Genomic DNA, 24876 nt, shown 5'->3' with positions numbered 1-24876 from the left:
GTGGGTGACTTCAGGAACTGAACGCCGAGCGCTTCGGCCTGCAGACCCGCGCCCCGGCTTGGACGCTCCTGAGGAAGGGACACCTGGAGCCATGCGAAGAATTCGAGCACTCGCCAGTAGCGCGGTCGTCGTCTCCCTGCTGGCCGCGGCGACCGCCTGCGGCGGGGGTTCATCCGACGAGGGATCGAACGAGTCGCCCAAGACCCTCACCTACTGGGCGTCCAACCAGGGGCCGAACGTCGAGGCGGACAAGAAGATCCTCCAGCCCGAACTCGACAAGTTCGAGAAGCAGACCGGCATCAAGGTCAAGCTGGAGGTCGTCCCCTGGTCCGACCTGCTCACCCGCATCCTCACGGCGACCACCTCGGGTGAGGGCCCCGACGTCCTCAACATCGGCAACACCTGGTCGTCCTCGCTCCAGGCGACCGGCGCCCTCGTCCCGTGGGACCAGAAGAACTTCGACAAGGTCGGCGGCAGGGACCGCTTCGTGGAGTCGGCGCTCGGCTCGACCGGCGCGCAGGGCAAGGACCCGGCCGCCGTACCGCTCTACTCGATGGCGTACGCCCTGTACTACAACAAGGCGATGTTCAAGGAAGCCGGCATCACCGAGCCGCCGAAGACCTGGGACGAACTCACCGCGGACGGCGCGAAGATATCCAAGGGCGGCAAGTGGGGACTCGGCGCCGAGGGCTCCAACCTCTCCAACAACATCCACCAGGTGTTCGTCCTCGCCAAGCAGCACGGCGGCGACTTCTTCACCGCGGACGGCAAGGCCGACTTCACCAACGACGCGGCGGTTGCGGCCGTCAAGCAGTACGTCGACATGATGGCCACGAACAAGATCATCGCGCCCGGCAACGCCGAATACGCGAAGAACCAGTCCCTGAGCGACTTCTCCAAGGGCAAGACCGCCATGGTCCTGTGGCAGGCCGCGGCCACCACGTTCAAGTCGCAGGGCATGCAGGACGACGAGTGGGGCGTCGCCCCGGTGCCCGTCCAGTCGGGTACGCCCGGCGCGGGCAAGGCCACCAACTCGATGGTGGCGGGCATCAACCTCGCCGTCTTCAAGAACACGAAGAACATCGACGGCTCCATGAAGTTCGTGAAGTTCATGACCAGCGACGCCGAGCAGAAGCTGCTCTGCAAGACCTACGGCTCCATCCCGCCGGTCAAGGCCGCCCAGAGCGACCCGGCGTTCGACCGGCCCGAGCTCAAGGTCCTGCGCGAGACCCTCGCGACCAGCGCCACCGCGCTGCCCCAGGTGTCGGACGAGTCCCAGTTCGAGACCTCGGTCGGCACCGCCGTCAAGAACCTCTTCGCCCAGGCGGCGAACGGCAAGAAGCTCTCCACGGCTGACGTCAAGGCCGAACTGACCAAGGCTCAGCAGCAGATGGCCAGTCAGTGAGTGATGTGCCCATGACCACCATCGTGAACTCCCCGAAGGGGGATCCGGCGGTGCGTGAGGACACCCCCGGGGCGACGCGCAGGCCGCGCCGCCCCGGGCGCATCCGCCGCCTGGGACTTCCGTACCTGCTGTTGCTCCCCGCGCTGCTGCTCGAGATCCTCGTCCACCTGCTGCCGATCGCCATCGGGTTCTTCATGGCGTTCAAGGAACTGACCCAGCTCTACCTGCGGGACTGGGGCGCCGCTCCCTGGGCCGGCCTCGGCAACTTCGACCTGGCCGTCGACTTCAATCAACCCGTCGGAAAGGCCCTGCTCCACTCGTTCTGGATCACCTGCGTCTTCACGCTCATGTCGGTCGGCCTGTGCTGGCTCCTCGGCACGGCGGCGGCCGTCTTCATGCAGGAGACGTTCACCGGCCGCGGCTTCCTGCGGACCCTGTTCCTGGTGCCCTACGCGCTGCCCGTCTACGCGGCCGTGATCACCTGGGCGTTCATGTTCCAAAGGGACAACGGCCTGGTCAACCACGTACTCCACGACCAGCTCGGACTCGCCGACGGGCATCCCTTCTGGCTCATCGGCGACAACAGTTTCTTCGCACTGCTGACCGTCTCGGTCTGGAAGGGCTGGCCGTTCGCGTTCCTGATCGTCATGGCCGGGCTCCAGAACATCCCCAAGGAGCTCTACGAGGCCGCCGCCATGGACGGCGCGGGCATCTGGCAGCGGATCCGGCGCATCACCCTTCCCTCGCTGCGCCCGGTCAACCAGGTGCTCGTACTCGTCCTGTTCCTGTGGACGTTCAACGACTTCAACACACCGTTCGTGCTGTTCGGGCGGGCGGCGCCCGAGGCGGCCGACCTCATCTCCGTGCACATCTACCAGTCGTCCTTCGCCACCTGGAACTTCGGCACCGGCGCGGCCATGTCCGTACTCCTGCTGCTGTTCCTGCTCCTGGTGACGGGGATCTACCTCGTGCTCACCTCACGAGGGAGGAAGGTCTCCCGTGGCTAGCCCCACCGCCCCCCGCGGCGCTCCGCGCTCGCCGATGGCGTCCCCGCGCTCCTTCATCTGGTCCCGCCGGATCTTCCTGACCCTGCTCACGGGCTTCGTCCTGCTGCCCGTCTACGTCATGATCTCCAGCTCGCTCAAACCGCTGGAGGACGTGTCGGGCAAGTTCCGCTGGATGCCCAGCGGGCTCACCGTCCAGCCCTACTTCGACATCTGGAAGACCGTCCCGCTGGCGAAGTACTTCTGGAACTCGCTGATCGTGGCCGGCGCGGCGACGGTCTGCTCCGTCGTGATCGCCGTCTTCGCCGCCTACGCGGTCAGCCGCTACCAGTTCCGCGGCAAGCGCGTCTTCACGGTGACGGTCCTGTCGACACAGATGTTCCCCGGCATCCTCTTCCTGCTGCCGCTGTTCCTCATCTACGTCAACATCGGCCAGTCCACCGGGATCGCCCTGTTCGGCTCACGCGGCGGACTGATCCTCACCTATCTCACGTTCTCCCTGCCCTTCTCGATCTGGATGCTCATCGGGTACTTCGAATCGGTCCCCAGGGACCTGGACGAGGCCGCGATGGTGGACGGCTGCGGACCCCTCAAGGCGCTCTTCCGCGTCGTCGTCCCGGCGGCGATCCCCGGCATCGTCGCGGTCGCCGTGTACGCCTTCATGACCGCCTGGGGAGAGGTGCTCTTCGCGTCCGTCCTGACGACCGACGCCACCCGCACCCTCGCCGTCGGCCTCCAGAACTACTCCACCCAGAACGACGTGTACTGGAACCAGATCATGGCCGCCTCACTCGTCGTGAGCATCCCCGTGGTCGCCGGATTCCTGCTGCTCCAGCGCTACCTCGTCGCCGGTCTGACCGCCGGGGCGGTGAAGTGAGCAGTACACCGGACCGTGCCGCCGACCCCTCGCCCGAAAGGACGTCCGTGTCCAAGCCCATCGACTTCGCCGCTCTCCCGCAGGACTTCGCCTGGGGCACGGCCACCTCCGCCTACCAGATCGAGGGAGCCGTCGCCGAGGACGGCCGCGCACCCTCGATCTGGGACACCTTCTCGCACACCCCCGGCAAGGTGGACAACGACGACCACGGGGACGTGGCCTGCGACCACTACCACCGCTGGCGCGAGGACATCGCGCTGATGAAGCAGCTCGGCACCAACGCCTACCGGCTCTCGCTGGCGTGGCCGCGGATCGTGCCCGGCGGCGACGGCCCCGTCAACGCCAAGGGCCTCGACTTCTACGATCAGTTGATCGACGGCCTCCTCGAAGCCGGCATCGAGCCGTCCGTCACCCTCTACCACTGGGACCTCCCGCAGACCCTCCAGGACCGGGGCGGCTGGCCCGAGCGCGACACGGCGAAGCGCTTTGCCGACTACGCCACCGTCGTCGCCGAACGCTTCGGCGACCGCGTCACCCAGTGGGCCACCCTCAACGAACCGCTGTGTTCGGCCTGGATCGGCCACCTCGAAGGCCGCATGGCCCCCGGCGTCACCGACCTCACGGCCGCCGTCCGCGCCTCCTACCACCTGCTGCTCGGCCACGGCCTCGCCACCCAGGCGATCCGCGGCGCGGCACCCGACGCGCGCATCGGCATCGTCAACAACCTCTCCACCGTCCAGGCCGCCACCGACCGGCCCGAGGACGTCGCGGCGGCCCACCGCATGGACGGCCACACCAACCGCTGGTGGCTCGACCCCGTCCACGGCCGCGGCTTCCCCGCGGACATGCGCGACGTCTACGGGGTCGAACTCCCTGAACAGCCTGGTGACTTGGAGACCATCGCCGCCCCGCTCGACTGGCTCGGGCTGAACTACTACATGCCGGCCGTCGTCGCCGACGACCCCACAGGCCCCGCCCCGCACGCCCGCGAGGTGCGCCGCCTCGGCGTCCCGCGCACCGGCATGGACTGGGAGATCGACGCGAGCGGCATCGAGACCCTGCTCCTGCGCCTCACCCACGAGTACGGCGCCCGCAAGCTCTACGTCACCGAGAACGGCTCCGCCTTCCCGGACGTCGTGCGGCCCGACGGCTCCGTCGACGACCCCGGACGCGTCGAGTACCTGGAAGACCACCTCGCGGCCTGCGCCTCCGCCGCCCGCAAGGGAGCACCGCTCGCCGGGTACTACGCCTGGTCCCTCCTGGACAACTTCGAGTGGGCCTACGGCTACGACAAGCGCTTCGGCCTCGTTCACGTCGACTACAAGACGCAGCGACGCACCATCAAGGGCAGCGGCCACCGCTACGCGGACATCGTCCGCAGGCACCGGCAGGGGAGGGGACTCAGGGGCAACGCGGCCTGACGCGTTCCCGCGGCTTTTGCGCCCGTACGCTCACGCATGTCCGCTTGAATGCGTGCGGTATCGCCTACAGCATGGTCGGGCTGACGAAGCTCGAGGGTGCGGCGCACAGGCCGCGAGGAAGGTTTCCCCATTTCTGGAGCGGGCGAGAACCGGAATTCCTGGGGGCGGCGCGCCGTTCGGCGGCGCGCACTCCTCGGCGCGCTGAGCGGACTGCTGGCCTGTTACGCGGCCCTGGCCGCCGCCGAACTGGCGGCGGCCGTCACCCGTCCCCAGGCGAGCCCTGTGGTGGCGGTGGGAGGCGCGGCGATCGACCGCACGCCGACCGCCGTCAAGGACTGGGCGATCCGGAATTTCGGCACGAGCGACAAGCTCGTTCTGCAGCTCGGAATCGTCGCCGTGCTGGCCCTCCTCGCGGTGGTCCTGGGCCTCGTCGCCACCCGCCACCGCCGCGCCGGATCGGCCGGCGTCCTGATCTTCGGCGTGATCGGCGCGCTCGCGGCCACCACACGCCCCGACTCGACGAGCATGGCCGACGCCGTGCCGTCCGTCGTCGGCGCACTGGTGGGCGCCTGGCTCCTGTACGCGCTCACCGGCCGGGCGCGGACCACGCTGACCGAGGAGCCGCCCGAGGGCAGCACCGAACCCGGATGGGACCGGCGAGGGTTCATCACACTCGCGACGACCGCCGCCGTCGTCTCCACCGCCGCCGGACTGCTGGCCCGGGCCTCGCGCGGCACGCAGGACGAGAACGCCGTGGGCTCACGCAACGGCGTCAAGCTGCCCGTTCCGGCGTCACCGGGCAAACCCACCCCGGCGGGTGCCCAGTTGGCGATCCCCGGCATCGGCGCGTTCACCACACCGAACAAGGACTTCTACCGGGTCGACACCGCGCTGGTGGTGCCCATGGTGGACGCCATGAAATGGCGGCTGCGGATCCACGGCAAGGGCGTCACCCGCCCCGTCACCCTGACCTTCGACGACCTGCTGCGCAGGCCGCTCATCGAGCGCGCCATCACCCTCACCTGCGTATCGAACGAGGTCGGCGGCACCCTGGTCGGCAACGCCCGCTGGATCGGCGTACGCCTCGCCGACGTGCTCGCCGAGCACGGCGTCAGGCCCCCGTCGAAGGGCGGCCCCGCGGACCAGCTGGTCGCCCGCTCCGTCGACGGCATGACGATCGGCAGCCCCGTCGAGGACATCATGGACGGGCGCGACTCGATGCTGGCCCTGGGGATGAACGGCCGGCCTCTGCCGTTCGCCCACGGCTTTCCCGTGCGCATGCTCGTCCCGGGTCTGTACGGCTACGTGTCGGCCTGCAAGTGGATCGAGGACATCGAGCTCACCACCTTCGCCGACTACGACGCGTACTGGGTGAAGCGGAGCTGGGCCCAGCAGGCGCCCATCAAGACGGAGTCCCGCATCGACACCCCCAAGCCCTTCGCGAGCCGCAAGGCCGGCACGGTCATGGTCGCGGGCGTGGCCTGGGCGCAGCATCGCGGGATCGAGAAGGTCGAGGTCCGCGTCGACGACGGGCCGTGGGAACGGGCGACCCTCGCGGCGGAGGACACCCGCGACACCTGGCGCCAGTGGTCCTACCCGTGGCAGGCGACCTCCGGAGGACACCGCCTCATGGTCCGCGCGACCGACGGCACGGGCCGGACACAGACGGCGCAGCGCGCCGACCCCGTACCGAACGGGGCGAGTGGCTACCACTCGATCCAGGTGGAGATCGGCTGACGGCGGTGCGGGGCGACGGGCCGTGGTCCGTCGCCCCGCACCGGTTGGGTCAGGGGTACGAGACCACGGTCGAGGGCACCGTGGACGTGCCGGACGTGGCGGCGCCGATGTCGTTGATGACGTGCTCGTACTGGCCCTGGCCACCCAGGGACACGACGAGCAGGTCGTGGAACTTCACCCCCGACGTGTTGGGCGCCGCGAAGCCGTGGTCCTGGCGGATGGTGTTGTCCGCCGTGTAGTTGCAGTAGCTGCCGAGTCCCCACCCCTCGTGCGTGGTCACGGAGTCGGCGACCTTGTACGCGGCGAAGCCCTTGACGTTGCCGTCCTGGACAGCGGCCTGGTTCGGGGCGTCGTACGCCTTCTCGTTCTGGAAGAAGATCGTGCGGCCGCGCTGGCCGGCCCAGTACACGTCGTACTTGTTGAAGTGCTCGACGAACAGGCCGGTGGCCAGCACGTCGTCGCCGTTGACGCGCACGCCGTAGTCGGCGCGGTTGGTCTCCCAGCCGACGCCGTCACCGTGGTCGGCGCGCCAGACCCACGTGTGGTCGATGATCGTGTGCCGGCTGTTGACGACGATGCTGGTGGTGGCCTTTCCGGGGCCCGCGCCGCCGATCCGTACGAAGACGTCCTGGACGGTGATGGGGTTGGCGGAGTGGTCGGCGGACGCTCCGGAAGGCCCGACTTCCAGCAGCGTCTGCGAGTTGACCGCGCCCGCGTCGATCAGGAATCCGGCCAGGCGCACACCGTCGACGTCGGCGGCCTTCACCGCCGTGACGCCGTTGTCCGGGATGAGAGTGGCGTAGCCGAGGCCGAGGACCACGGCGTTGGCGCGCTTCACCTCTATCGCCGCGTCGAGGTGGTAGATCCCGGGCGTGAGCAGGAGGTTGAGACCCTGGTCGAGCGCCGCGTTGAGAGTGGCGGCGGTGACACCGGGCTTCGCCACGTAGAACTGCGTGAGCGCGAGCGAGGTGCCCCGAGGCGTGCCGCTGCCCCACGTGGTGCCGCGCGCGTCGGTGCGCTTCTCGGGCAGGAAGACCTTGTAGTCGGCGCCGTCGAGGTACAGGAAGGGCTTCTCGCGGGAGACCGGGGTCGTGGTGAGCGTGGTGTACGGCGGGTCCGGGAAGCTCTGGGCGGGGGCGCCCTCGACGCCGGAGAACACCATGTTCCACACGGCGTTGATCCAACCTCCGACGGAACTGTCGCGGGTGTACCACTGCTGCTGCGAGTACGGCCCGACGGTGCCGTCGATGCGGCTGTCGGCGATGTAGCCGCCGCTGGCCCAGCCGTAGCCGTCGGGGGCGAGGTTGAGGCCGCCCCTCACGTGCATGCGGCGGAACGGCGCGGCCTGTGCGACGGCCCAGCGGTTGGTGCCGTTGACGGGGGTGAGGGCGAGGTTCTCGGCGGAGCGCCAGAAGTTCTGTGTGGCGTTGCCGTTGAACCAGCCGGCGTCGACCGTGACATCGCCGTTGATCGAGGTGTCGTCGGGGGAGAGGCCGAGGCCGGCGATCGAGGTGTAGAAGCCGAGCTGGGCGTTGAGCCCGTTGTACGTGCCGGGCTTGAACAGGAACGCGTAACGACCGGAGCCGAACTGCGCGGACTCCTGCTGTCGGAAGATCTCGTCCAGCTTGGCCTGGATGCCCGCTGTGGAGGGGTCGAAGACGATCACGTTCGGGCCCAGGTCACCGCCGCCGGGCAGGGGGTCTGCGGCGGGCGCGGCGGAGGCGGGCGACCCGAGTGCGAGGAGGCCGGGAGCGGTGGCCGCGGTCGCCGCCATCACGCCTAGGACCGTGCGGCGCGAGGGGGAACCTTCGCCGGGTGAACCGGCTCTGGGCGAACCGTCCGTGGGGGGTGTGAGCATAGGGCGACTCTCCTAGTTCAGAAAGTGAACGAATGAGGGGGGTGGGAGCGCTCTCTTGCGGTCGAATGCTTCATCTGCGTGAACGATGCGTCAAGACTTAAATCCAGAATCGCCGAAATTAGTGGCGGGCGTGGCCCAGTTGGGACTGAAGCCGCGACGCCTCGGTGTTCCTGGTGGCCCAACACCCTCTGAAAGAAGAGGCGTTGACTGTCTCGCGCCACTGCCGCAGTACTCCGACAGATCCTGCGGAAACAGGAGAGACGAGTACCCGAGGACGTCGCCGTCGTCGGCTTCGACGACTCGAGCGTGGCCGTCACCTGCAAGCCGCAACTGACCACCGTTCGCCGGCCGGTGGAGGAAATGGCGAGGGCGATGGCCCGACTCCTCCAGGAGCACATCGGAGGGCACACGGACCGAGCCCACGTCACTGACCTTCGAGCCCGAACTGGTGCTCAGGCAGTCGGCGTAGAACCTGACGGGGGAGAGGGACGCGCGCCCTCTCCCCCGCGCCACCGGTCAGTCGCCTGCCGGGGTGAGGAACACCGAGCGCAGCTTGAGGTAGTCGGTGGCCTGCCGGCCGTGCGGGCGCAGCGTCCAGGAGTCCCCTTCGCAGTCGGGCCCGGTGAAGACAAGGGCCCACTCGTCCGTGTCGTTGTGCGGGGCGAACGCGGGCTCGGAGGAGCTCGGGTCCGCGACCTCGGGGAGGGTGACGCACTGGCGGCTCGGCAGCTCGTGGAGGGTGACCGACTGCGTCCGGCCGTCGAGCCCGACGATCTTGTAGGAGAAGTCGCCGGTGGCGGCCTGGGCGGAGGCCGGCAGGGTCAGCGCGAGAGCGAACGCGGCGAGGGAAGCGGCAACGGTGGAGCGACGGCGCATGGACAGCCTCATCATTCGGTGCTTGGGGACGGTCCATGGCAGCTTCGCCCATGGGCCCGCCCGTCAAGCCGTCGACAGAAGCCGAAAGGATTCACTGTCGTCCGTTCGGCGGAACGTGCTCTTCCGGCCGTACGGTCCAGCACGCTTACGGCGTACGGCCGTTGAGGGCGAGACGGTCGGCGACGACGGTGGGGAGCGGCGCGAACCCCAGCAGACCGCTCACGATCCGGCCGGTCTGCCGGTGCCAGGAACCGGCCCGCCGCAGCATCGCGTGATCGCCGCCCGGCATCAGCAGCGTGCAGGCCTCCGCGCCCGCGGCCGAGGCCCGGTCGGCGTAGTCGACGGAGGCCGCGGGGTCCGTCGTGCGGTCCCGGTCGCCGTGGAGCAGCACTACGCGTCGGCCGCGGAGCTGCGTCACCGGCTCACCCTCGGGACACCACGGAGCGAGTCCCACCACGTCCTGGACGAGCCGATGCCCGGCAGCGCGGAGCGCGGCACGTCCGCCCATGGAATGACCGACCAGCACCGTCGGCACATCCCCGGCGCGTACGGCCAGTTCGTCCAGCGCCCGCAGCGCGTCCCGGAGCGGGTCCTCGCGTTCACCGTTCCAGCCCCGGCAGCGATAGCGGACACTCCCCACCAAAAGCCCCTGGCCCTCGCAGGCCCGCTCGACGGCCCGGGCGAACGGGCGCATGCGCGCACCCGCGAGACTCAACCTCGACACCGCTTCCGTCCCCTCCGAGCGGCCACCGTGCAAGAGGAGCACCGCGGCCCGCGGCGGTTCGACGGCAGGAGGCGCCACGAGTGCCGATCGCGGATCGTCGTCCCAAACGAGCACGCTGTCTCCCCTTCGTCGTGCTCCGGCCACGCGGCTCGGCGCTGCGGGGCCATCATGACGAATTCGTAGCGCGGCCCGAACGGACGGGTGCGAGGGGGCGTTTGCCGGCGGCGGGCAGCACGGCGTCCGTGCCGATCGGCGGGGACACCTTCGCCTCCGCCTTCGCGTGGTCGACCTTGATGGTGGAGGCCCTCTCTGTCAGGCGAACATGCCTGTTCTGAGCTTCGTGAGGGTGCGGGTCAGGAGCCGGGAGACGTGCATCTGGGACACGCCGATCTCGGCGCCGATCTCCGACTGGGTCATCTCCTGGCCGAACCGCATCTCGAGGATGCGGCGCTCGCGGCCGTCGAGCTGTTCCAGGAGCGGCGCCAGCGTGTGGAGGTCCTCCACCGTCTCGATGGCCGGATCCGGCTCGCCGAGTACGTCGGCGAACGTCCTCGACGCGTCGGTCTGGAGCTCGGCGGGATCGCTCGGCATGTCGATGGAGCCCGCGGTGTAGCCGTTCGAGGCGACCATGCCCTCGATGACCTCGTCCTCGCTGAGCTCCAGGTGCTCGGCGAGCTCCTTGGGCGTCGGCTCGTGGTCCAGGACCGTGGACAGCTCGTCCTTGCCCTTGGCCAGGTCGACGCGCAACTCCTGGAGGCGGCGCGGCACATGGACGGCCCAGCTGGTGTCGCGGAAGAAACGCTTGATCTCGCCGACGATGTAGGGGACTGCGAAGGAGGTGAACTGGACCTCGCGGGACAGGTCGAACCGGTCGATCGCCTTGATCAGGCCGATGGTCCCGACCTGCACGATGTCCTCCATCTCGCCACTGCCACGGTGGCGGAAGCGGGACGCCGCGAACTGGACCAGGGACAGGTTCATCTCGATGAGCGTGTTACGGGCGTACTGGAATTGCGCAGTTCCCTCTTCGAGTACCTGGAGCTGCTCGAAGAACACCATGGAGAGATCACGTGCGTCCATGGGTGCGACCTTGCCGGCGTCTTCGACCCACGGAAGCTCACCCGCGCCGGTGGTCGCGTCGGCGATGTGCGCCGTCGTGGCCTGCGCCCGCGCCTCTTCATGAGGGTGCACCGAAGTTGCCGTCATGTCCCTGCCTTTCGTGTCGGTCCCGTGCAGAGCGTGTGCCCCCGTCTGCTCCGGCTATGCCTGCCGCGGCGGGAAGCGGCGTGGACCGACCGGGACTTGACCTAGCTCTTTCCCAGGTAGGCGTGGGTCGTCTGCTCGGTGAAGTAGTCGCCGTCCTTGGGTCGCCCAGGGGTTCTTCGGTTCGGCTGGTGCGCGGGTTCCAGGTGGGGAATGTGCTTGGAGCAGTGGACGTAGGCCTCCTGGACGGTGATGTATATCCACATCTCGGCCTGTCGCCCCGGGGCCGAATCCCTCGGCGCAGTGGGGCAGATGGCCCGTAGCTCACGATCGGCCATCAGTTGGGCCGATCCGTTCACATGCAGCCCTATGTGGTCATGGGTGAAGTCGATGAAGAGCAGGCCCATATGGGGGTTCTCGGTGATGTTGCCCGCGCTGGCCATGACTCCGTTGCCCCGGTACTCCGGGTAGGCCAGGTGGAGGTCGTCGAGAACGGCGACGAACCCTGGTGGGCCCGCCCGGAAGCTGGTATCGCAGTGGCCACGTGCGTCCGCCGTGGACAGGAACACCATGGTCTGCCGGGCGATGAACTCATTCATGGCCGGTGTCAGGCTCGGCCGGACCTGACGGTCGTAGAAGTCGTCGGCGCGCTCGCTCGTCCCCATGTGGGCCTGCAGGGCGCGTTCACCCTGGGAAGGCGCGGGGCGGGGGGTGCTGGGGCGGAGGTGCATGCAGTGATCACGTCGCAATCGCCGGGGGTGGGCAACGAGCGAGCGTGGCGCCCACTCGAACTGTGGGGCCACGCTAGGCCATGGACGTTGCCCGGACGCGACGGTTCCGCCATGAACAGGCGCGGCCGGGGTCATGCGGCGATCACGGCGGCGCCGACCCGGCCTCCGTCGACGTCCACGACCGTGCCGTGAACGAACGCCGACTCGTCCGAGGCCAGCCAGACCGCGGCGTGCGCGATGGCGCCGGGCGTTCCGACCGCGCCGAACGGCGTGCCCTTCATCATGATTTCGCCCGGATGCGGTTCGCCGCCCTCGGTCGCCCGGGAGACGATCACGCCGGGCGAGATCGCGTTCACCCGCACCCCCTGCGGACCGAACTCCGCCGCCCACGCGCGCGTGAGCGTCTCCACGGCTCCCTTGGTGGAGCTGTACACCGACCCCACAGGAATACCCAGCCGCGCGATCCACGAGCCGAGATTGATGATGACTCCGCCACCGTCGCGCGCCATGTCGGGGGCGACCGTCGCGGTCAGGAAGAACGGCGCCTTCACGTTCACCGCGTAGACCTGGTCGAAGGTCTTCTCGTCCGTCGTGGTGGTGGTCCCGGGCGGGTAGATGCCCGCGTTGTTGACCAGAATGTCGAGGCGCCCGCCCAGCACCGCACGGGCCTGCTCGGCGAGGCGGCGGGAGGCGTCCGCGCTGCCGTCGAGGTCGGCCTCGACGAAGTCGGCCCGCCCGCCGGCCGCACGGATGTCCTCGACCACGTGCCGGCCGCGCTCCCGACTGCGCCCCGATACGACGACGTGGGCCCCCTCGGCGGCGAACGCCTCGGCGATCGCCTTTCCGATGTTGCTGGTTGACCCAGTGACGAGTGCGGTCTTGTCCTGCAGTCGTCCACTCATGGCCGGCTCTCCTCAGTCTCGGTATTCCCGCTCACCGAGCCGGTCGGGAACACCGCCCCGACCCGCCCCGGCGGTCCGTTGATCCGGACCGCAAGACCGACTGTGCGCCGATGAAATTGGACCCGCAAGTCCAGTTTCCGCAGGGGGTGCCCCGGCCTACGCCTTGACCTCCGCAGGGGCGGCGGCCGGTTCGGTGCCGGTTTCGACGGGCGTGGCGCGTACGGCCGGGATGACCGCCGCGATCAGCGCGGCCACGAGGGCGACGCCTCCGCCGACCATCAGCGCCGTACGGAAACCGGCCTCGGAGCTGAAGCTGTAGCCGCCCATGGTGGTCGTCATCTGGGAAAGGATCACGCCGATCACCGCGGCGCCGACCGAGGTGCCGAGGGAGCGCATGAGCGTGTTGAAGCCGTTGGCGGCGGCTGTCTCCGACAGCGGCACCGAGCTCATGATGAGCGCCGGCATGGAACCGTAGGCGAGACCGACACCGCTGTTGATGACCATGCACACCACCATGAGCCCCAGGCCGGACCCCATCAGCACGAGCGACAGACCGTATCCGGCGGCGATCACCAGGACACCGCAGATGAGCGTGAACTTCGGGCCTCGGGCATCGGTGAGCTTCCCGCCGAGCGGGGAGACGATCATCATCATGATGCCGCCGGGCGCCATCCACAGGCCCGCCGCGAGCATCGACTGCCCCAGGCCGTACCCGGTGGCCTCGGGGAACTGCAGCAGCTGCGGGATCACGAGCATGCTCGCGTACATCCCGAAGCCGACGAAGACCGAGGCGACGTTCGTGAACAGCACGCGGGGCCGGGCGGTGGTGCGCAGGTCGATCAGCGGGTCCCGGGTACGCGTCTCCCACCAGCCCCAGCCGAGCAGTACGAGGACGGCCGCGGCGAAGAGTACGAGTGTCGTCGCCGAGCCCCAGCCCCACTCCGCACCCTTGGACACCGCGAGGAGGAGGCAGACCAGGCCGACGCCGAGGCCGAGCGCGCCGGGTGCGTCGAAGCGCTGGCCCTTGGCGCTCGCCGGGACGTCGGGGATGAGGAACCAGATGAGCGCGGCGATCAGTACGGCAAGCACGGCCGAACCCCAGAACAGGACACGCCAGTTGGCGTACTGGGCCACCGCGGCGGCGATGGGCAGGCCGAGGCCGCCGCCGATGCCCATGGACGCGCTGACCAGGGCGATCGAGGAGCTGAGCTTCTCCTTCGCCACCACGTCCCGCAGGAGGGCGATGCCCAGCGGCACCATCCCCATCCCCATGCCCTGCAGGCCACGGCCGACGATCATCGGCACTACGGACGACGACAGCGCACACACCACGGAACCCGCCATGAGCGGGACCGAGCACGCGAGCAGCATGCGGCGCTTGCCGACCAGGTCGCCGAGACGACCGGTGACCGGCACGCATACGGCTCCCACCAGCAGCGTCACGGTGATGACCCAGGCGGCGTTCGACGAGGTGGTGTGAAGGATCTTGGGCAGCTCCGCGATGAGCGGCGTGACCAGGGTCTGCATGATCGCGGCGGTGGTGCCGGCGAAGGCCAGAGTGGCGACCACGCCGCCGGCGCGGGCCGTCGGCTGGGGGGCGTCCATCAGGGGACTCCTTGTGTGTTGCGGGATTCGGGAATCTGCGGGGCTTCGACCGGGATACCGTGGCGGAGCAATGTGCATCGTACACATCTAATGTAGACCGCACATTGTGTGGTGACTACACTTGACTGTGCGACGATGGGCGCGGGGGTGTGCACGGACGCGCGGTGCGACGCCGCGGAGAACGACAGCAGGAGGCGGCGGACGCATGGCCAGGCCCACGTATGACCTCGAGTACGAGCAGATGCTGCTCAGTCGGCACGGACTCGTGCACCACAAAGGCGGGCGCCCCGAGAACGGCACCCTTGAGCGCAGCGCCTACATCCTGCTGAGCCGCATTCGCGTGCAGGGGCCCATGTCCATCGGTGAGCTCAGCGACGCCTTCGGGCTCGACGCCTCCACCCTGAACCGGCAGACCGCCGCCGTGATGCGCGCCGGGCTGGTGGAGCGCATCCCTGATCCCGACGGCGGCATGGCCCGCAAGTTCCGCATCACGGACAAGGGTGCGGCCGTCCTCGACGAGGAGCGCGATCACATCGTGGGCAGCCTGGACCGCGTCATGAGCGACTGGGCGGACGAGGACATCGCGGCCTTCACCACCTACCTGAGGCGCTTCAACATGGACATCGAGCGACTGGGCGGCCGGCCGTGGCCCCGGCCGTGAGATGTGCGCCGGCGGGCCGGAGAAGATGAGCCGGCGCGCGTGAGGCCGAGCAGGTGAGCTCGAGCCGCTGAGTCCGCGCTCCCTGGGGAAGTGGGGCGTCGGGGGCGACCGGGGAGACGTCTGCCGTTAGAATCCGCTCTCATGTCGAACCCTGACGAACTGCTCGTCGACATCGCCGTCATGGTGGAGTCCGGGCAGAGCAATCAGATGTCCCTGACTGTGGTCACCAGCGGCGCTGTGATCACCGGACGCCTCGCCCCCGAGGCCGTGTGGAGGCAACGCGTCTCGGAGGTCCTGACGGACTCGGACCGCCTCGGCTCCTTCTCGGAGATCTTCACCACCGACGGGAAGCCCGATGAACGTAAGCGGGGCGAGACGGTCGACGGCCCCGCACCCACCCATCTGCACTTCCATGTGGCCCGGATCCTCCAGGGCACCGTCGGCATCCCCGAGACGGGCGGCATGTACCGCGTCGCGATCCAGGACGTGAGCGCCTGGACGGTGGGCGACTTCAGCTACTCCGACAACTGACGTTCAGCTGCTCGCGGCGCCGAGGGTGCCCCCACGCACCTTTCACCTACCCCAAGAAGCCCGCCGTGGCAGTAACGAACCAGTCCGCGTCGTCCAGCCGGGGGCAGTGTCCGGCTCCGGGCTGGACGACGAGCTCGGCGTGCGGGAACAGCTGGGCGAACTCGGCCACGGCCCGCGGGGGCGGCCCGAGGTGGACCTCACCGGCGAGCAAGAACACCGGTGACGTGAAGCGCGCCAGGGCGGCGCGGTTCGTGGGCAGCTGCCTGCGGCGACCCATAAGGGCCACCTGTGAAGACCCATAAGGCGACCTTATGGGTCCATAGGTCCGACCCGACTACTAACTAAGGTTTGCCTTAGTTTAGGCTTCCCGTCGAGTGCCCATGCCACGAAGGGAACCTGATCATGCCTCGCCCTCTGCGGGTAGCCGTTGTGGGAGCCGGTCCTGCCGGTATCTACGCCGCTGACGCGCTGCTGAAATCCGCGGTGGCCGAAGACCCCGGTGTGTCCATCGACGTCTTCGAGCGGATGCCTGCGCCGTTCGGTCTGATCCGGTACGGCGTCGCCCCGGACCACCCGCGGATCAAGGGCATCATCACGGCCCTGCACCAGGTCCTCGACAAGCCGCAGATCCGCCTGTTCGGCAACGTGGACTACCCGGGCGACATCAGCCTGGACGACCTGCGCTCGTTCTACGACGCGGTGATCTTCTCCACGGGCGCGACGGCCGACCGCGCGCTCGACATACCGGGCATCGGCCTCGACGGCTCGTACGGTGCGGCCGACTTCGTCTCCTGGTACGACGGTCACCCGGACGTGCCGCGGACCTGGCCGCTCGAGGCGGAGAAGGTCGCGGTCCTGGGTGTCGGCAACGTCGCGCTCGACGTGGCCCGCATCCTGGCCAAGACGGCGGACGAGCTGCTGCCGACCGAGATCCCGCCGAACGTCTACGACGGCCTCAAGGCGAACAAGGCCCTGGAGGTCCACGTCTTCGGCCGCCGTGGTCCGGCGCAGGCGAAGTTCAGCCCGATGGAGCTGCGGGAGCTCGACCACTCCCCGAACATCGAGGTCATCGTCGACCCCGAGGACATCGACTACGACGACGGCTCGATCGCGACCCGGCGCGGCAACAAGCAGGCCGACATGGTCGCCAAGACGCTGGAGAACTGGGCCATTCGCGACGTCGGCACCCGGCCGCACAAGCTGTTCCTGCACTTCTTCGAGTCCCCGACCGAGATCCTCGGCGAGAACGGCGAAGTCACCGGCCTGCGCACCGAGCGGACCGCTCTCGACGGCACCGGCAACGTCAAGGGAACCGGCGAGTTCAAGGACTGGGACGTCAGGTCCGTCTACCGCGCCGTGGGCTACCTGTCCGACGAACTCCCCAAGCTGCCGTGGGACCTGGCCTCGGGCACCGTTCCGGACAAGGGCGGCCGGGTGATCGAGGAGTCCGGCGAGCACCTTCGGTCGACGTACGTCACGGGCTGGATCCGGCGCGGTCCCGTGGGCCTGATCGGCCACACCAAGGGCGACGCCAACGAGACGGTCGCCAGCCTCCTGGACGACCGCGAGAACGGCCGTCTGAGCACTCCTTCCTCGCCCGACCCGGCGGCGGTGGACGCGTTCCTCGACGAGCGGAACGTGCGCTACACGACGTGGGACGGGTGGTACCGCCTTGACGCCGCGGAGAAGGCGCTGGGCGAGCCGGAAGGCCGTGAGCGCGTGAAGATCGTCGAGCGTGAGGACATGCTCAAGGCGAGCGGCGCGTAGCCCCTGGCGGTAGCGGTGCCTGCCGTCCTGGCAGGTGGTGGTCAGGAGCAGCTGCTCCCATGGCGTACGGTGGTGTCTACCGACGCGGGGTGGAGCAGCTCGGTAGCTCGCTGGGCTCATAACCCAGAGGTCGCAGGTTCAAATCCTGTCCCCGCTACTGCCGACCAGGGCCCGGATCCAATGGATCCGGGCCCTGGTTCGTTCTTACGGCCACTGTGGCGCCGCCGCGGCGAGCGGGGTCAGGGGTTCGAGGGCGCCGCCGCCGGGACGCGTTCGCCGATGATGCGGCTCGCCAGGTCGGCGGCCAGTTCGGGGACGGTGAGGCGCAGTTCGGCCTCCGCCGCGGTGCGTTCGGCCTCGATACGGGCCTGTCCGTCGGCGAGTATCGCCTCGCGTTCGCGCATTCCGTCCTCGCGGGCGGCGGCGATCAGCGCCGCACCCTCCTCGCGCGCCGCCTGGGTGACCCTGGCGGCATCGCGACGGGCCTCGGCGAGCACAGCCTGGGCGCCGGCGTGCTCGGCGGAGGCTTCCGCACGGATCGCCTCGGCGCGCTCCAGGGCCCCTTCCGTACGGTCGGCGCGCTCGGCCAGCGCCTGGTTGATGCGGGGCAGGAAGCGCTTGAACCAGAGGAAGACGACTGCGAAAAGGACAAGGGCGACTGCCAGGACTTCGATCTTGGCGTTGAGCGGTCCAAATTTTGTCGGCAGAAGATACATGACTTCTGCCTACACGCTCATTCGCACACGCCCAACGCTCATTCGCGCCAGAATTGGCGGGATGTCGTCCGTCTGCGTCGCGGCACCGGGACCGACGCCGTCATCGGCTTGTCAGCCGTGCCCGGCGCCGCGCGAACGGCCCGCGCCGGCCCTCGGGCGCTGTGGTTCGCCCCGGCGCACGGAGCCGGGCGCGCGGCGGACCGGGCGGTTGGCGTGCGCCGACGAGGTGAGCTGCCAGGGAACGCTCGTCACCATCACCCCGGGCGTGAACAGAAGGCGGCTTTTGAGCCAGAGCGCGGACTGATTGTGGAGCAGGTTCTCCCACCAGCGGCCGACCACGTACTCGGGGATGAAGACGGCGATGATGTCGCGGGGGCTGTCCCGGCGGATGGCGCGCACGTACTCGACGACGGGCCGCGTCACCTCGCGGTACGGGGAGTCGATGACCTTCAGCGGTACGTCGATGCCGTACTCGTCCCAGCTTTCGCGCAAGGCAGCGACTTCGTCGCGGTCGACCGACACCGTCAACGCCTCCAACTGGTCGGGGTGGGAGGCTCGCGCGTAGGCCAGGGCGCGCATCGTGGGCTTGTGCAGCCTGGAGACCAGGACGATCGCCAACACCCTTGAGGGGGAGACGAGTTCGGCGTGCGGGTCCTCGACGGCCAGTTCCGCGGACGTCGCGTCGTAGTGGCGGCGGATGCCGCGCATCATCAGCCACAGCACCGTAGCGGCGAGAACGGCCAGCCAGGCGCCCTCGGTGAACTTCGTGACGAGCACGATCACCAGGACGAGGCCGGTGACGCATGCGCCGAGGGCATTGATGACCCGCGTGGAATGGTGGCGGCGGCGCACCGCGGGATCGTGCTCGGTGGCCAGCTCCTGGTTCCAGTGCCGCACCATGCCCAGCTGGGACAGGGTGAACGAGGTGAAGACACCGAGGATGTAGAGGTGGATGAGGCTGGTGACGTTGGCCTTGAAGCCCCAGAGCAGTGCGGCGGCGACGACGGCCAGCGCGAGGATGCCGTTGGAGAAGGCCAGCCGGTCGCCCCGGTTGTGCAACTGGTGCGGCAGGAAACGGTCCTTGGCGAGGATCGAGGCCAGCATCGGGAAACCGTTGAACGCGGTGTTCGCGGCCAGGATCAGGACCAGAGCGGTGGCAGCCTGGATGAAGTAGAAGCCGACGCTGTGCTCCCCGCCGAACACGGCCGCCGCCACCTGCGCGATGACCGTGCGCTGCGTGTAGCTCCCGCAGTCCCCGTCGAGTCCCGTCAGCCGGCACGCGTCGTTCGTGACGTGCACCTTGGAGATCAGCGCGAGGCTCGTGACACCGACGAACATGGCGATGGCGATGACCCCCATGGCCACCAACGTGACGGCGGCGTTCTTCGACTTGGGTTTGCGGAAGGCCGGTACGCCGTTGGAGATCGCCTCCACGCCGGTCAGCGCCGTACACCCCGAGGAGAAGGCGCGCAGGACGAGCATCACCAGGGCCAGGCCCGCGAGATGTGCGTCGGGCTTCTGTGGAGTGATGCCGTACGCGGCGGTCTCGGCGACCGGCGCGTCCCCCAGGGCGTACCGGATCAGCCCGGTGATCACCATGATCAGTACGCCGCCGATGAAGAGGTACGTGGGTGCGGCGAAGGCGTGGCCGGACTCGCGGACGCCGCGCAGGTTCATCGCGGTGAGAAGGGCGACGAAGCCGACGGCCAGCAGGACGCGGTAGTCGTTCAGCCCCGGGAGCGCCGAGATGATGTTGTCCACGCCGGAGGCGACGGACACCGCCACCGTCATCACGTAGTCGACCAGCAGCGAGGCGGCGACCACCAGGCCCGCCGACGGCCCCAGATTGGTGGACGCGACCTCGTAGGAGCCGCCGCCGCTCGGATACGCGTACACGACCTGGCGGTACGAGAGCACGACCACCGTCATCAGTGCCACCACTGCCCCGGCGATCCAAGGGGTGAAGTGCAGATAGGCGAGTCCGCCCACGGTGAGGACGAGCAGGATCTCCTGGGTCGCGTACGCCACCGACGAGAGCGGGTCGGAGGCGAAGATCGGCAGGGCGAGGCGCTTGGGCAGCAGAGTCTCGCCCAGTTCCTCGCTGCGCTTGGCACGGCCGATCACCAGGCGTTTGACCAGAGCGGGCATGTTGAACACTGCGTGAGCGTATGGCGGACCGTGCCGCCGTTCGAGCCTGCGGACGTGTCGGCGGGTCGGGGTACACAAATGGTCCTACGGTCCGGGGGTGACCGGCCCGGTCCCGTGGGCGAGGAGGACGGCCCGGCCCGGTCGCGCAGGGTCGGTATCACGGGGAGGTTGCCTACCACGGGCCTGTCCTGCCGTGCGGCTGCTCCCGGCCGTACCGCCTCGCGAGAAACGGTCGAGAACGATCGGTTTCAGTCGCTGACCGGTCGGCCCGGAGCCCGGGCCGACCGGTCGCCGCGGGCGCGGCCGGGGATCAGCCGCTGACGGACGCCGAGCCGGTCTCGATGTGGCCCGTGTAGCGGCGGGACCACGTCGTGTCGGTGCTGGAAGTGATCGTGAAGTCGTACCAGCCCTTCTGGTTCGCCACGGCGTTGAAGAAGTCTTCCGTCGAGCCACCGGCGGGGACCGTGTAGTTCCACGGGCCGTCCGAGCGGTAGTTGTTCGACGTGATGGTGAACTGGGCCGACGCGGTACCGGAGTTGGTCAGCTTGAACCAGACGGCCATCTTGCCGGTGCCGGACTCGACGGCGTACCGGGCTGCGACCTCGATCGCCTTGCCCGCCTTCGTGGCGTCGCCCTTGAAGCGGCGCAGGAAGCGGTTCGGCCCGGCCATCGTGATGTCGTACGCGCCCGACCCGTACCCCGCGCCGATGTTGAAGAAGTCCGTGGCCACGCCGCCCGCGTCGAGGGTGTACTGCCACGGCGTGGTGTCGCGGTAGGCGTTCGGGTGGATGGAGAGGTGGGCGGCGCTGCGTGCCGGGGAGCCCTGGTTCGCCATCGAGAACCACGCGAGGATCTTGCCGCTGGCGCCGAACTCGAAGCGGTCGAGGTTTCCGTTCGGCTGGTAGGGAAGGGCACGCGCGGGGCGGGTGCCGGCCTCCTGCGTGGGCAGGGCGTTCGTCTGCGGCGCGGGGTTGGGCAGCGGGCCGCAGGTGTCGTACCCGATGACCTTGGTGGCGGGCAGGCCGGACGGCATGCCGTACACGGGCCTGGCGAAGTCGAACACGCCGGTCAGGTCGCCGGTCACCTTGCGGCGCCACGCGCTGATGTTGGGACAGGTCGCCGGGGTGCCGAGGGCGGTCGTCCAGGTCTCCAGGAACCGCAGCACGGACGTGTGGTCGAAGACCTCCGACGAGACCCAGCCGCCCCTGGTCCAGGGAGACATGACGACCATCGGCACGCGGAAGCCGAGACCGAAGGGGGTTCCGTCGAGGAACTCGCCGACCGTACCGGCGGGCGGCGACGGCGGCGGTACGTGGTCGAAGAAGCCGTCGTTCTCGTCGTAGTTGAGGAAGAGGACGGTCGAGTCGAAGACCTCGGGGGAGGCCGCCAGGGCGCGGTAGACCAGGTCCACGAAGTGGGCTCCGTCGCCGGGCGGGGCATACGGGTGCTCGGAGAACGCCTGGTTGGCGACGACCCAGGAGACCTGGGGGAGCTTGCCGGCCAGCGCGTCCGCCTTGATCGCGGCGGCGATGTCGTCGGGCGTGGAACCGGTCACCGCGGGGACGGAGCCCATGCCGCGGTCGTGCAGCGGGTCGCCGGGCTTGGCGGCGGCGAACTTCGAGAAGTACGCGAGACCGTTGTCGCCGTAGTTGTCATTGGCATTCTGGTAGACCTTCCAGCTCACGCCGGCCCGCTGGAGGGCCTCGGCGTACGTCTCCCAGGTCAGCCCCGACTCGTCGCCGCCGTCGTAGCTGGAGCCGTCGACCTTGCCGCTCCACAGGTAGGTGCGGTTGGGTCCGGTGGCGCTGAGAGTGGAGCTGAAGTAGGCGTCACAGATGGTGTAGTTGTCGGCCAGCGCGTAGTGGAACGGTATGTCGTCGCGGTCCAGGTAGCCGAGGCTGCGGACGTTGCCGACACCGGCGACCCAGTGGTCGAGCCGGCCCTTGTTCCACGCGGAGTGCTGGGAGGACCAGCTGTGCGGCAGGTCGCCGTTGCACTGGGCGAGCGTCTCGCCGTCCACGCCGCCCGCGGCCGGGGTGGAGCTGAGTTTCCACGGGTACTGGCGGCCCAGCCCGTTCGGCTGGTTGAACACGGGCTGACCGCCGGAGAGCGTGATGCCGCTGCGGTCGCCGAAACCGCGAACGCCCTTGAGGCGGCCGAAGTAGTGGTCGAAGCTGCGGTTCTCCTGCATGAGGATGACCACGTGCTCGACGTCCTTGACGGTGCCCGTGGCGGCTGCGCCCGCCCTGGTGGCGGGCAGCGCGGCGCCGGCCGCGATCCCGGCGCCCAGCGCGACAAAACCCCTGCGGCTGATCGGTGTCATCGGTTCACCCTCGTCTCACGCTTACGTCCTGACACAACGGGCGCAAGAGTGCCGACATTTAATGGTCTGGGTCTAGACCTCTACGTGGTCGAGTTTGTGAACACCGGGTTCCGGCCGGTGGTCGCCGGCCGGACGAGGTCAAGGAGTGGAAGGGTTACCGGGCGCCGGTGCCGCTATGACGAGGGCGTCGACCGCGAGGGCTCCTTCCGGTGAGACGCGGACCGGGTTGAGCTCGATCTCGCCGATGTCGCCACGGTCGGCGATCAGTTCGGAGACGGCGACGACGACCGCCGCCAGCGCGTCGACATCCACCGGCCGTTTGCCGCGCCAGCCGGACAGGAGTGGCCACGACCGGAGCCCGCGGATCATCTCGCGCGCGGTGCCGTGGGAGCAGGGGGCCAGCTCAAGGGCGAGATCCTGGGTGAGCTCGGCCTGCACTCCGCCGGCGCCGACCACGACGACCGGGCCGAACGACGGATCAACGGCGAGTTCGCCGGCGACGGCAAGTGGTACAAGGACCCGACCGACACCCGGAAGGGCGACACCGTGTGTGCCGGGGACGGCACGGGCGAGGGCTACTACATCCGCGCCGAACTCGCCGTCGGTCTCTCGGCTGACACCAATCACGACACCGCTCCGGCCGTCCACTGCAAGACCCAGAACCTTCCGGAGGGCCACACCTTCAACATGCGCGTCTGCGTGGTGAAGGGCGAGGCCATCTGCTCGCGGTGGTACTCCGTCACCGCCTGACCGGCTCCTGAGCACTGCACGGCCCCGCACTCCCAGAGTGCGGGACCGTGGTGTCTCCCGCGGCCCGTCCAGGCCACTCGAGGCTGACCGCAGCAGGACCCGGGGCGAACCGGGGGCGCCATGCGGCTTGTGACTCACGAGGACGTCACTGACGGCCGTTGCGGGAGCCGGGTGATGGCGGCCGTTGCCGCGAGGGCGAGTGTGACGCCGACGGCGGCGGCGATGGTCGTGGCCCACGCCGGGTCGAGGGAGTCGGACAGAAGGGCTTCGGCGAGCCGGCTCCCGCCGTACAGGAGGGCCACTGCCGCGAGTGCGGCCGGCCAACGGTGCCGCACGCCCGTGACGATGTCGTCGATGACGTTCAGAACGACGATCACCGTCATGATGTCGGCGCCGCCGTACTCCTCGTACCAGCCGGCCGCGGTGACCGCCGTCCCGACGGCGATCGATGCCAGCCAGATCCCTGTCAGGCGTGCGTACGACATGGGTCGATGCCGTTCCGTGCCGCGCGGAAGCCAGAAGAACCGCGTGATGTGCTGGTCGACCGTGTATTTCCCCATGGCCCGCGTCCCCGTTCTCCCGCTGCCGGCTCCTGCCGGCGTTCCGTGGTTGGACGCATGAGGGCGGGCCGCGGTTGTGTCGATGGGAACTGGCCGGAAGCGACCGGGGGTTCACGGATCGCGCAAGGTACCTTCGGCCGCATGGCAGATGAGGGTTTTGAGCATCCACGGCTCGCCGCGGTATATGACGCACTCGATCCTGACCGCAGCGATCTCGACGCCTACGTGGGTATGGCGGAGGAGTTCGGAGCTCGTCACGTGCTGGACATCGGCTGTGGGACGGGAGTGTTCGCGCTGCTGCTGGCCGATCGGGGGATCGACGTCGTGGGGGTCGACCCCGCGCGGGCGTCCGTCGATGTGGCCCGGGGCAAGCCCGGCAGCGAGCGGGTGCGCTGGATCTGCGGTGACGCGACAGCGCTCCCGCCCCTGCGGACGGATCTGGCGACCATGACGGCGAACGTCGCGCAGGCCATCGTCGATCCGGCCGTCTGGCAGCGGACGCTGCAAGGGGCGTACGAGGCACTGCGGCCCGGCGGGCGCCTGGTGTTCGAGACCCGGGACCCGGCCAGGCGCGCCTGGGAGGAGTGGAATCGCGAGGAGTCGTACGCGAAGACGCGGATCCCGGGAGTCGGTGTGGTCGAGAACTGGGTCGAGGTGACGGACGTGAGCGGGCCCCTGGTGACCTTTCGCGGGACGTACGTATTCTCCGAGGACGGTGACGTGCTGACGTCCGATTCCACGTTGAGGTTCCGCGAACGGCCGGAAATCGAGAGTCAGTTGGCTGAGCGCGGATTCGTGGTCGACGAGGTTCGTGACGCCGCTGACCGTCCCGGCAGGGAGTTCGTCTTTGTGGCACGGCGTCCGTAGGGGCCACCGCATGCCCTCACGGCTCACGGGCGCCTGAGCCGGTCTCGGCGCCAGATTCACACCGAGTCGAGCCACTCCGCGGCGGCGTCGAGCAGATGCGTGACCCCGTTACGCAGAGCGGGATCCGCCACCGGTGCGAAGAACGGCGAGTGGTTGCCCTGCACGGTGGGCGGCAGCTCGCCCGCCGGAGGTCGCCGTCTCCCATTCGAC

23 protein-coding genes, 1 tRNA gene and 1 pseudogene are annotated in these 24876 nt (G+C 69.1%); 12 read left to right on the top strand and 13 right to left on the bottom strand.

The genetic code is table 11. The features are described from left to right. The first annotated feature begins 91 nt into the window (after positions 1-91). The 5 genes from ACWIGU_RS05920 (at position 92) to ACWIGU_RS05900 (ending at position 6444) form a co-directional block, all read left to right on the top strand. Complete coding sequence (locus ACWIGU_RS05920) at positions 92-1405, top strand: ABC transporter substrate-binding protein (RefSeq protein WP_454397844.1); 1314 nt, start codon at positions 92-94, stop codon at positions 1403-1405. An 11-nt stretch (positions 1406-1416) separates the two neighbouring features. Next, positions 1417-2412, top strand: coding sequence for a carbohydrate ABC transporter permease (locus tag ACWIGU_RS05915; RefSeq protein ID WP_454397842.1), 996 nt, complete (start codon positions 1417-1419; stop codon positions 2410-2412). Positions 2413-2446: 34 nt separating this feature from the next. Continuing rightward, complete coding sequence (locus tag ACWIGU_RS05910) at positions 2447-3286, top strand: carbohydrate ABC transporter permease (RefSeq protein ID WP_405485349.1); 840 nt, start codon at positions 2447-2449, stop codon at positions 3284-3286. 47 nt (positions 3287-3333) lie between these two features. Next, a complete protein-coding gene (locus tag ACWIGU_RS05905) occupies positions 3334-4707 on the top strand; it encodes a GH1 family beta-glucosidase (protein WP_454397840.1) in 1374 nt (457 codons plus the stop codon). A gap of 129 nt (positions 4708-4836) precedes the next feature. Continuing rightward, the gene (locus tag ACWIGU_RS05900; RefSeq protein ID WP_454398606.1) at positions 4837-6444 is read left to right on the top strand and encodes a molybdopterin-dependent oxidoreductase; all 1608 of its coding nucleotides are present in this window, start codon (positions 4837-4839) and stop codon (positions 6442-6444) included. Positions 6445-6493: 49 nt separating this feature from the next. Here the strand turns inward: ACWIGU_RS05900 and ACWIGU_RS05895 are convergent, their stop codons facing one another. Beyond that, on the bottom strand, positions 6494-8302 hold the full coding sequence (locus ACWIGU_RS05895; RefSeq protein WP_454397838.1) for a coagulation factor 5/8 type domain-containing protein: 1809 nt from the start codon (positions 8300-8302) through the stop codon (positions 6494-6496). Between the two features lie 237 nt (positions 8303-8539). Here ACWIGU_RS05895 and ACWIGU_RS05890 point away from each other — a divergent pair. Beyond that, positions 8540-8771, top strand: a pseudogene (locus ACWIGU_RS05890) (substrate-binding domain-containing protein); the annotation flags it as partial. A gap of 47 nt (positions 8772-8818) precedes the next feature. On the opposite strand, the gene ACWIGU_RS05885 reads toward ACWIGU_RS05890, so the two are convergent. The 6 genes from ACWIGU_RS05885 to ACWIGU_RS05860 form a co-directional block, all read right to left on the bottom strand. After that, complete coding sequence (locus tag ACWIGU_RS05885; RefSeq protein WP_454397836.1) at positions 8819-9178, bottom strand: hypothetical protein; 360 nt, start codon at positions 9176-9178, stop codon at positions 8819-8821. Positions 9179-9323: 145 nt separating this feature from the next. Beyond that, positions 9324-9944, bottom strand: coding sequence for an alpha/beta fold hydrolase (locus ACWIGU_RS05880; protein ID WP_454398605.1), 621 nt, complete (start codon positions 9942-9944; stop codon positions 9324-9326). Positions 9945-10214: 270 nt separating this feature from the next. Continuing rightward, positions 10215-11108 carry an RNA polymerase sigma factor SigF gene (locus ACWIGU_RS05875; RefSeq protein WP_454397834.1) on the bottom strand — a complete coding sequence of 298 codons (894 nt, stop codon included), beginning with the start codon at positions 11106-11108 and terminating at the stop codon, positions 10215-10217. Between the two features lie 101 nt (positions 11109-11209). Continuing rightward, entirely contained in the window at positions 11210-11770 is a 561-nt protein-coding gene (locus tag ACWIGU_RS05870; protein ID WP_454397832.1) for a pyridoxamine 5'-phosphate oxidase family protein, read from the bottom strand. 197 nt (positions 11771-11967) lie between these two features. After that, the gene (locus ACWIGU_RS05865; RefSeq protein ID WP_454397830.1) at positions 11968-12738 is read right to left on the bottom strand and encodes an SDR family NAD(P)-dependent oxidoreductase; all 771 of its coding nucleotides are present in this window, start codon (positions 12736-12738) and stop codon (positions 11968-11970) included. Between the two features lie 156 nt (positions 12739-12894). Beyond that, positions 12895-14343, bottom strand: coding sequence for an MFS transporter (locus ACWIGU_RS05860; protein WP_454397828.1), 1449 nt, complete (start codon positions 14341-14343; stop codon positions 12895-12897). A gap of 205 nt (positions 14344-14548) precedes the next feature. Between ACWIGU_RS05860 and ACWIGU_RS05855 the strand changes: the two genes are divergently transcribed. Together ACWIGU_RS05855 and ACWIGU_RS05850 are read left to right on the top strand one after the other, a co-directional pair. Continuing rightward, on the top strand, positions 14549-15004 hold the full coding sequence (locus ACWIGU_RS05855) for a MarR family winged helix-turn-helix transcriptional regulator (protein WP_454397826.1): 456 nt from the start codon (positions 14549-14551) through the stop codon (positions 15002-15004). Between the two features lie 141 nt (positions 15005-15145). After that, positions 15146-15535 carry a hypothetical protein gene (locus ACWIGU_RS05850; protein ID WP_454397824.1) on the top strand — a complete coding sequence of 130 codons (390 nt, stop codon included), beginning with the start codon at positions 15146-15148 and terminating at the stop codon, positions 15533-15535. 46 nt (positions 15536-15581) lie between these two features. On the opposite strand, the gene ACWIGU_RS05845 is transcribed toward ACWIGU_RS05850, so the two are convergent. After that, a complete protein-coding gene (locus ACWIGU_RS05845) occupies positions 15582-15812 on the bottom strand; it encodes an alpha/beta fold hydrolase (RefSeq protein WP_454397822.1) in 231 nt (76 codons plus the stop codon). Positions 15813-15937: 125 nt separating this feature from the next. Between ACWIGU_RS05845 and ACWIGU_RS05840 the strand changes: the two genes are divergently transcribed. Both ACWIGU_RS05840 and ACWIGU_RS05835 read left to right on the top strand, forming a co-directional pair. Continuing rightward, positions 15938-17302: an FAD-dependent oxidoreductase gene (locus tag ACWIGU_RS05840; protein WP_454397820.1), complete on the top strand. Its 1365-nt coding sequence runs from the start codon at positions 15938-15940 to the stop codon at positions 17300-17302. 83 nt (positions 17303-17385) lie between these two features. Continuing rightward, a tRNA-Met gene (locus ACWIGU_RS05835) sits at positions 17386-17459 on the top strand. A gap of 82 nt (positions 17460-17541) precedes the next feature. Here the strand turns inward: ACWIGU_RS05835 and ACWIGU_RS05830 are convergent. The 4 genes from ACWIGU_RS05830 to ACWIGU_RS05815 form a co-directional block, all read right to left on the bottom strand. Then, positions 17542-18018, bottom strand: a complete 477-nt coding sequence (locus tag ACWIGU_RS05830) for a F0F1 ATP synthase subunit B family protein (protein WP_454397818.1) — start codon at positions 18016-18018, stop codon at positions 17542-17544. A gap of 111 nt (positions 18019-18129) precedes the next feature. Next, positions 18130-20166: an amino acid permease gene (locus ACWIGU_RS05825; RefSeq protein ID WP_454398603.1), complete on the bottom strand. Its 2037-nt coding sequence runs from the start codon at positions 20164-20166 to the stop codon at positions 18130-18132. A 310-nt stretch (positions 20167-20476) separates the two neighbouring features. After that, positions 20477-22489 (bottom strand): phosphocholine-specific phospholipase C, encoded by a 2013-nt coding sequence (locus ACWIGU_RS05820; RefSeq protein WP_454397816.1) that lies wholly within the window; start codon positions 22487-22489, stop codon positions 20477-20479. Between the two features lie 138 nt (positions 22490-22627). Beyond that, positions 22628-22927, bottom strand: coding sequence for an acetate--CoA ligase family protein (locus ACWIGU_RS05815; protein WP_454397814.1), 300 nt, complete (start codon positions 22925-22927; stop codon positions 22628-22630). On the opposite strand from ACWIGU_RS05815, the gene ACWIGU_RS05810 reads away from it, so the two are divergent. Next, positions 22874-23239 carry a hypothetical protein gene (locus tag ACWIGU_RS05810; protein ID WP_454397812.1) on the top strand — a complete coding sequence of 122 codons (366 nt, stop codon included), beginning with the start codon at positions 22874-22876 and terminating at the stop codon, positions 23237-23239. The two genes, ACWIGU_RS05815 and ACWIGU_RS05810, sit on opposite strands and share 54 nt — an antisense overlap. 134 nt (positions 23240-23373) lie before the next feature. Here the strand turns inward: ACWIGU_RS05810 and ACWIGU_RS05805 are convergent, their stop codons facing one another. Next, positions 23374-23799 (bottom strand): hypothetical protein, encoded by a 426-nt coding sequence (locus ACWIGU_RS05805; protein ID WP_454397810.1) that lies wholly within the window; start codon positions 23797-23799, stop codon positions 23374-23376. Positions 23800-23940: 141 nt separating this feature from the next. Here ACWIGU_RS05805 and ACWIGU_RS05800 point away from each other — a divergent pair, with 141 nt between their 5' ends. Continuing rightward, positions 23941-24666: a class I SAM-dependent methyltransferase gene (locus tag ACWIGU_RS05800; protein ID WP_454397808.1), complete on the top strand. Its 726-nt coding sequence runs from the start codon at positions 23941-23943 to the stop codon at positions 24664-24666. Positions 24667-24876: the final 210 nt, after the last annotated feature.

The sequence above is a fragment of the Streptomyces sp. NPDC055400 genome (genome assembly GCF_053644375.1).
This window is presented reverse-complemented; position numbering and strand designations above follow the sequence as displayed.

Coding starts and splice junctions, on each gene's coding strand:
- ACWIGU_RS05915 (WP_454397842.1), top strand. CDS start 1,417: ATGACCACCATCGTGAACTCCCCGAAGGGGGATCCGGCGGTGCGTGAG.
- ACWIGU_RS05800 (WP_454397808.1), top strand. CDS start 23,941: ATGGCAGATGAGGGTTTTGAGCATCCACGGCTCGCCGCGGTATATGAC.
- ACWIGU_RS05885 (WP_454397836.1), bottom strand. CDS start 9,178: ATGCGCCGTCGCTCCACCGTTGCCGCTTCCCTCGCCGCGTTCGCTCTC.
- ACWIGU_RS05910 (WP_405485349.1), top strand. CDS start 2,447: ATGGCGTCCCCGCGCTCCTTCATCTGGTCCCGCCGGATCTTCCTGACC.
- ACWIGU_RS05870 (WP_454397832.1), bottom strand. CDS start 11,770: ATGGGGACGAGCGAGCGCGCCGACGACTTCTACGACCGTCAGGTCCGG.
- ACWIGU_RS05820 (WP_454397816.1), bottom strand. CDS start 22,489: ATGACACCGATCAGCCGCAGGGGTTTTGTCGCGCTGGGCGCCGGGATC.
- ACWIGU_RS05865 (WP_454397830.1), bottom strand. CDS start 12,738: ATGAGTGGACGACTGCAGGACAAGACCGCACTCGTCACTGGGTCAACC.
- ACWIGU_RS05920 (WP_454397844.1), top strand. CDS start 92: ATGCGAAGAATTCGAGCACTCGCCAGTAGCGCGGTCGTCGTCTCCCTG.
- ACWIGU_RS05895 (WP_454397838.1), bottom strand. CDS start 8,302: ATGCTCACACCCCCCACGGACGGTTCGCCCAGAGCCGGTTCACCCGGC.
- ACWIGU_RS05875 (WP_454397834.1), bottom strand. CDS start 11,108: ATGACGGCAACTTCGGTGCACCCTCATGAAGAGGCGCGGGCGCAGGCC.
- ACWIGU_RS05845 (WP_454397822.1), bottom strand. CDS start 15,812: ATGGGTCGCCGCAGGCAGCTGCCCACGAACCGCGCCGCCCTGGCGCGC.
- ACWIGU_RS05830 (WP_454397818.1), bottom strand. CDS start 18,018: ATGTATCTTCTGCCGACAAAATTTGGACCGCTCAACGCCAAGATCGAA.
- ACWIGU_RS05850 (WP_454397824.1), top strand. CDS start 15,146: ATGTCGAACCCTGACGAACTGCTCGTCGACATCGCCGTCATGGTGGAG.
- ACWIGU_RS05825 (WP_454398603.1), bottom strand. CDS start 20,166: ATGCCCGCTCTGGTCAAACGCCTGGTGATCGGCCGTGCCAAGCGCAGC.
- ACWIGU_RS05840 (WP_454397820.1), top strand. CDS start 15,938: ATGCCTCGCCCTCTGCGGGTAGCCGTTGTGGGAGCCGGTCCTGCCGGT.
- ACWIGU_RS05860 (WP_454397828.1), bottom strand. CDS start 14,343: ATGGACGCCCCCCAGCCGACGGCCCGCGCCGGCGGCGTGGTCGCCACT.
- ACWIGU_RS05855 (WP_454397826.1), top strand. CDS start 14,549: ATGGCCAGGCCCACGTATGACCTCGAGTACGAGCAGATGCTGCTCAGT.
- ACWIGU_RS05805 (WP_454397810.1), bottom strand. CDS start 23,799: ATGGGGAAATACACGGTCGACCAGCACATCACGCGGTTCTTCTGGCTT.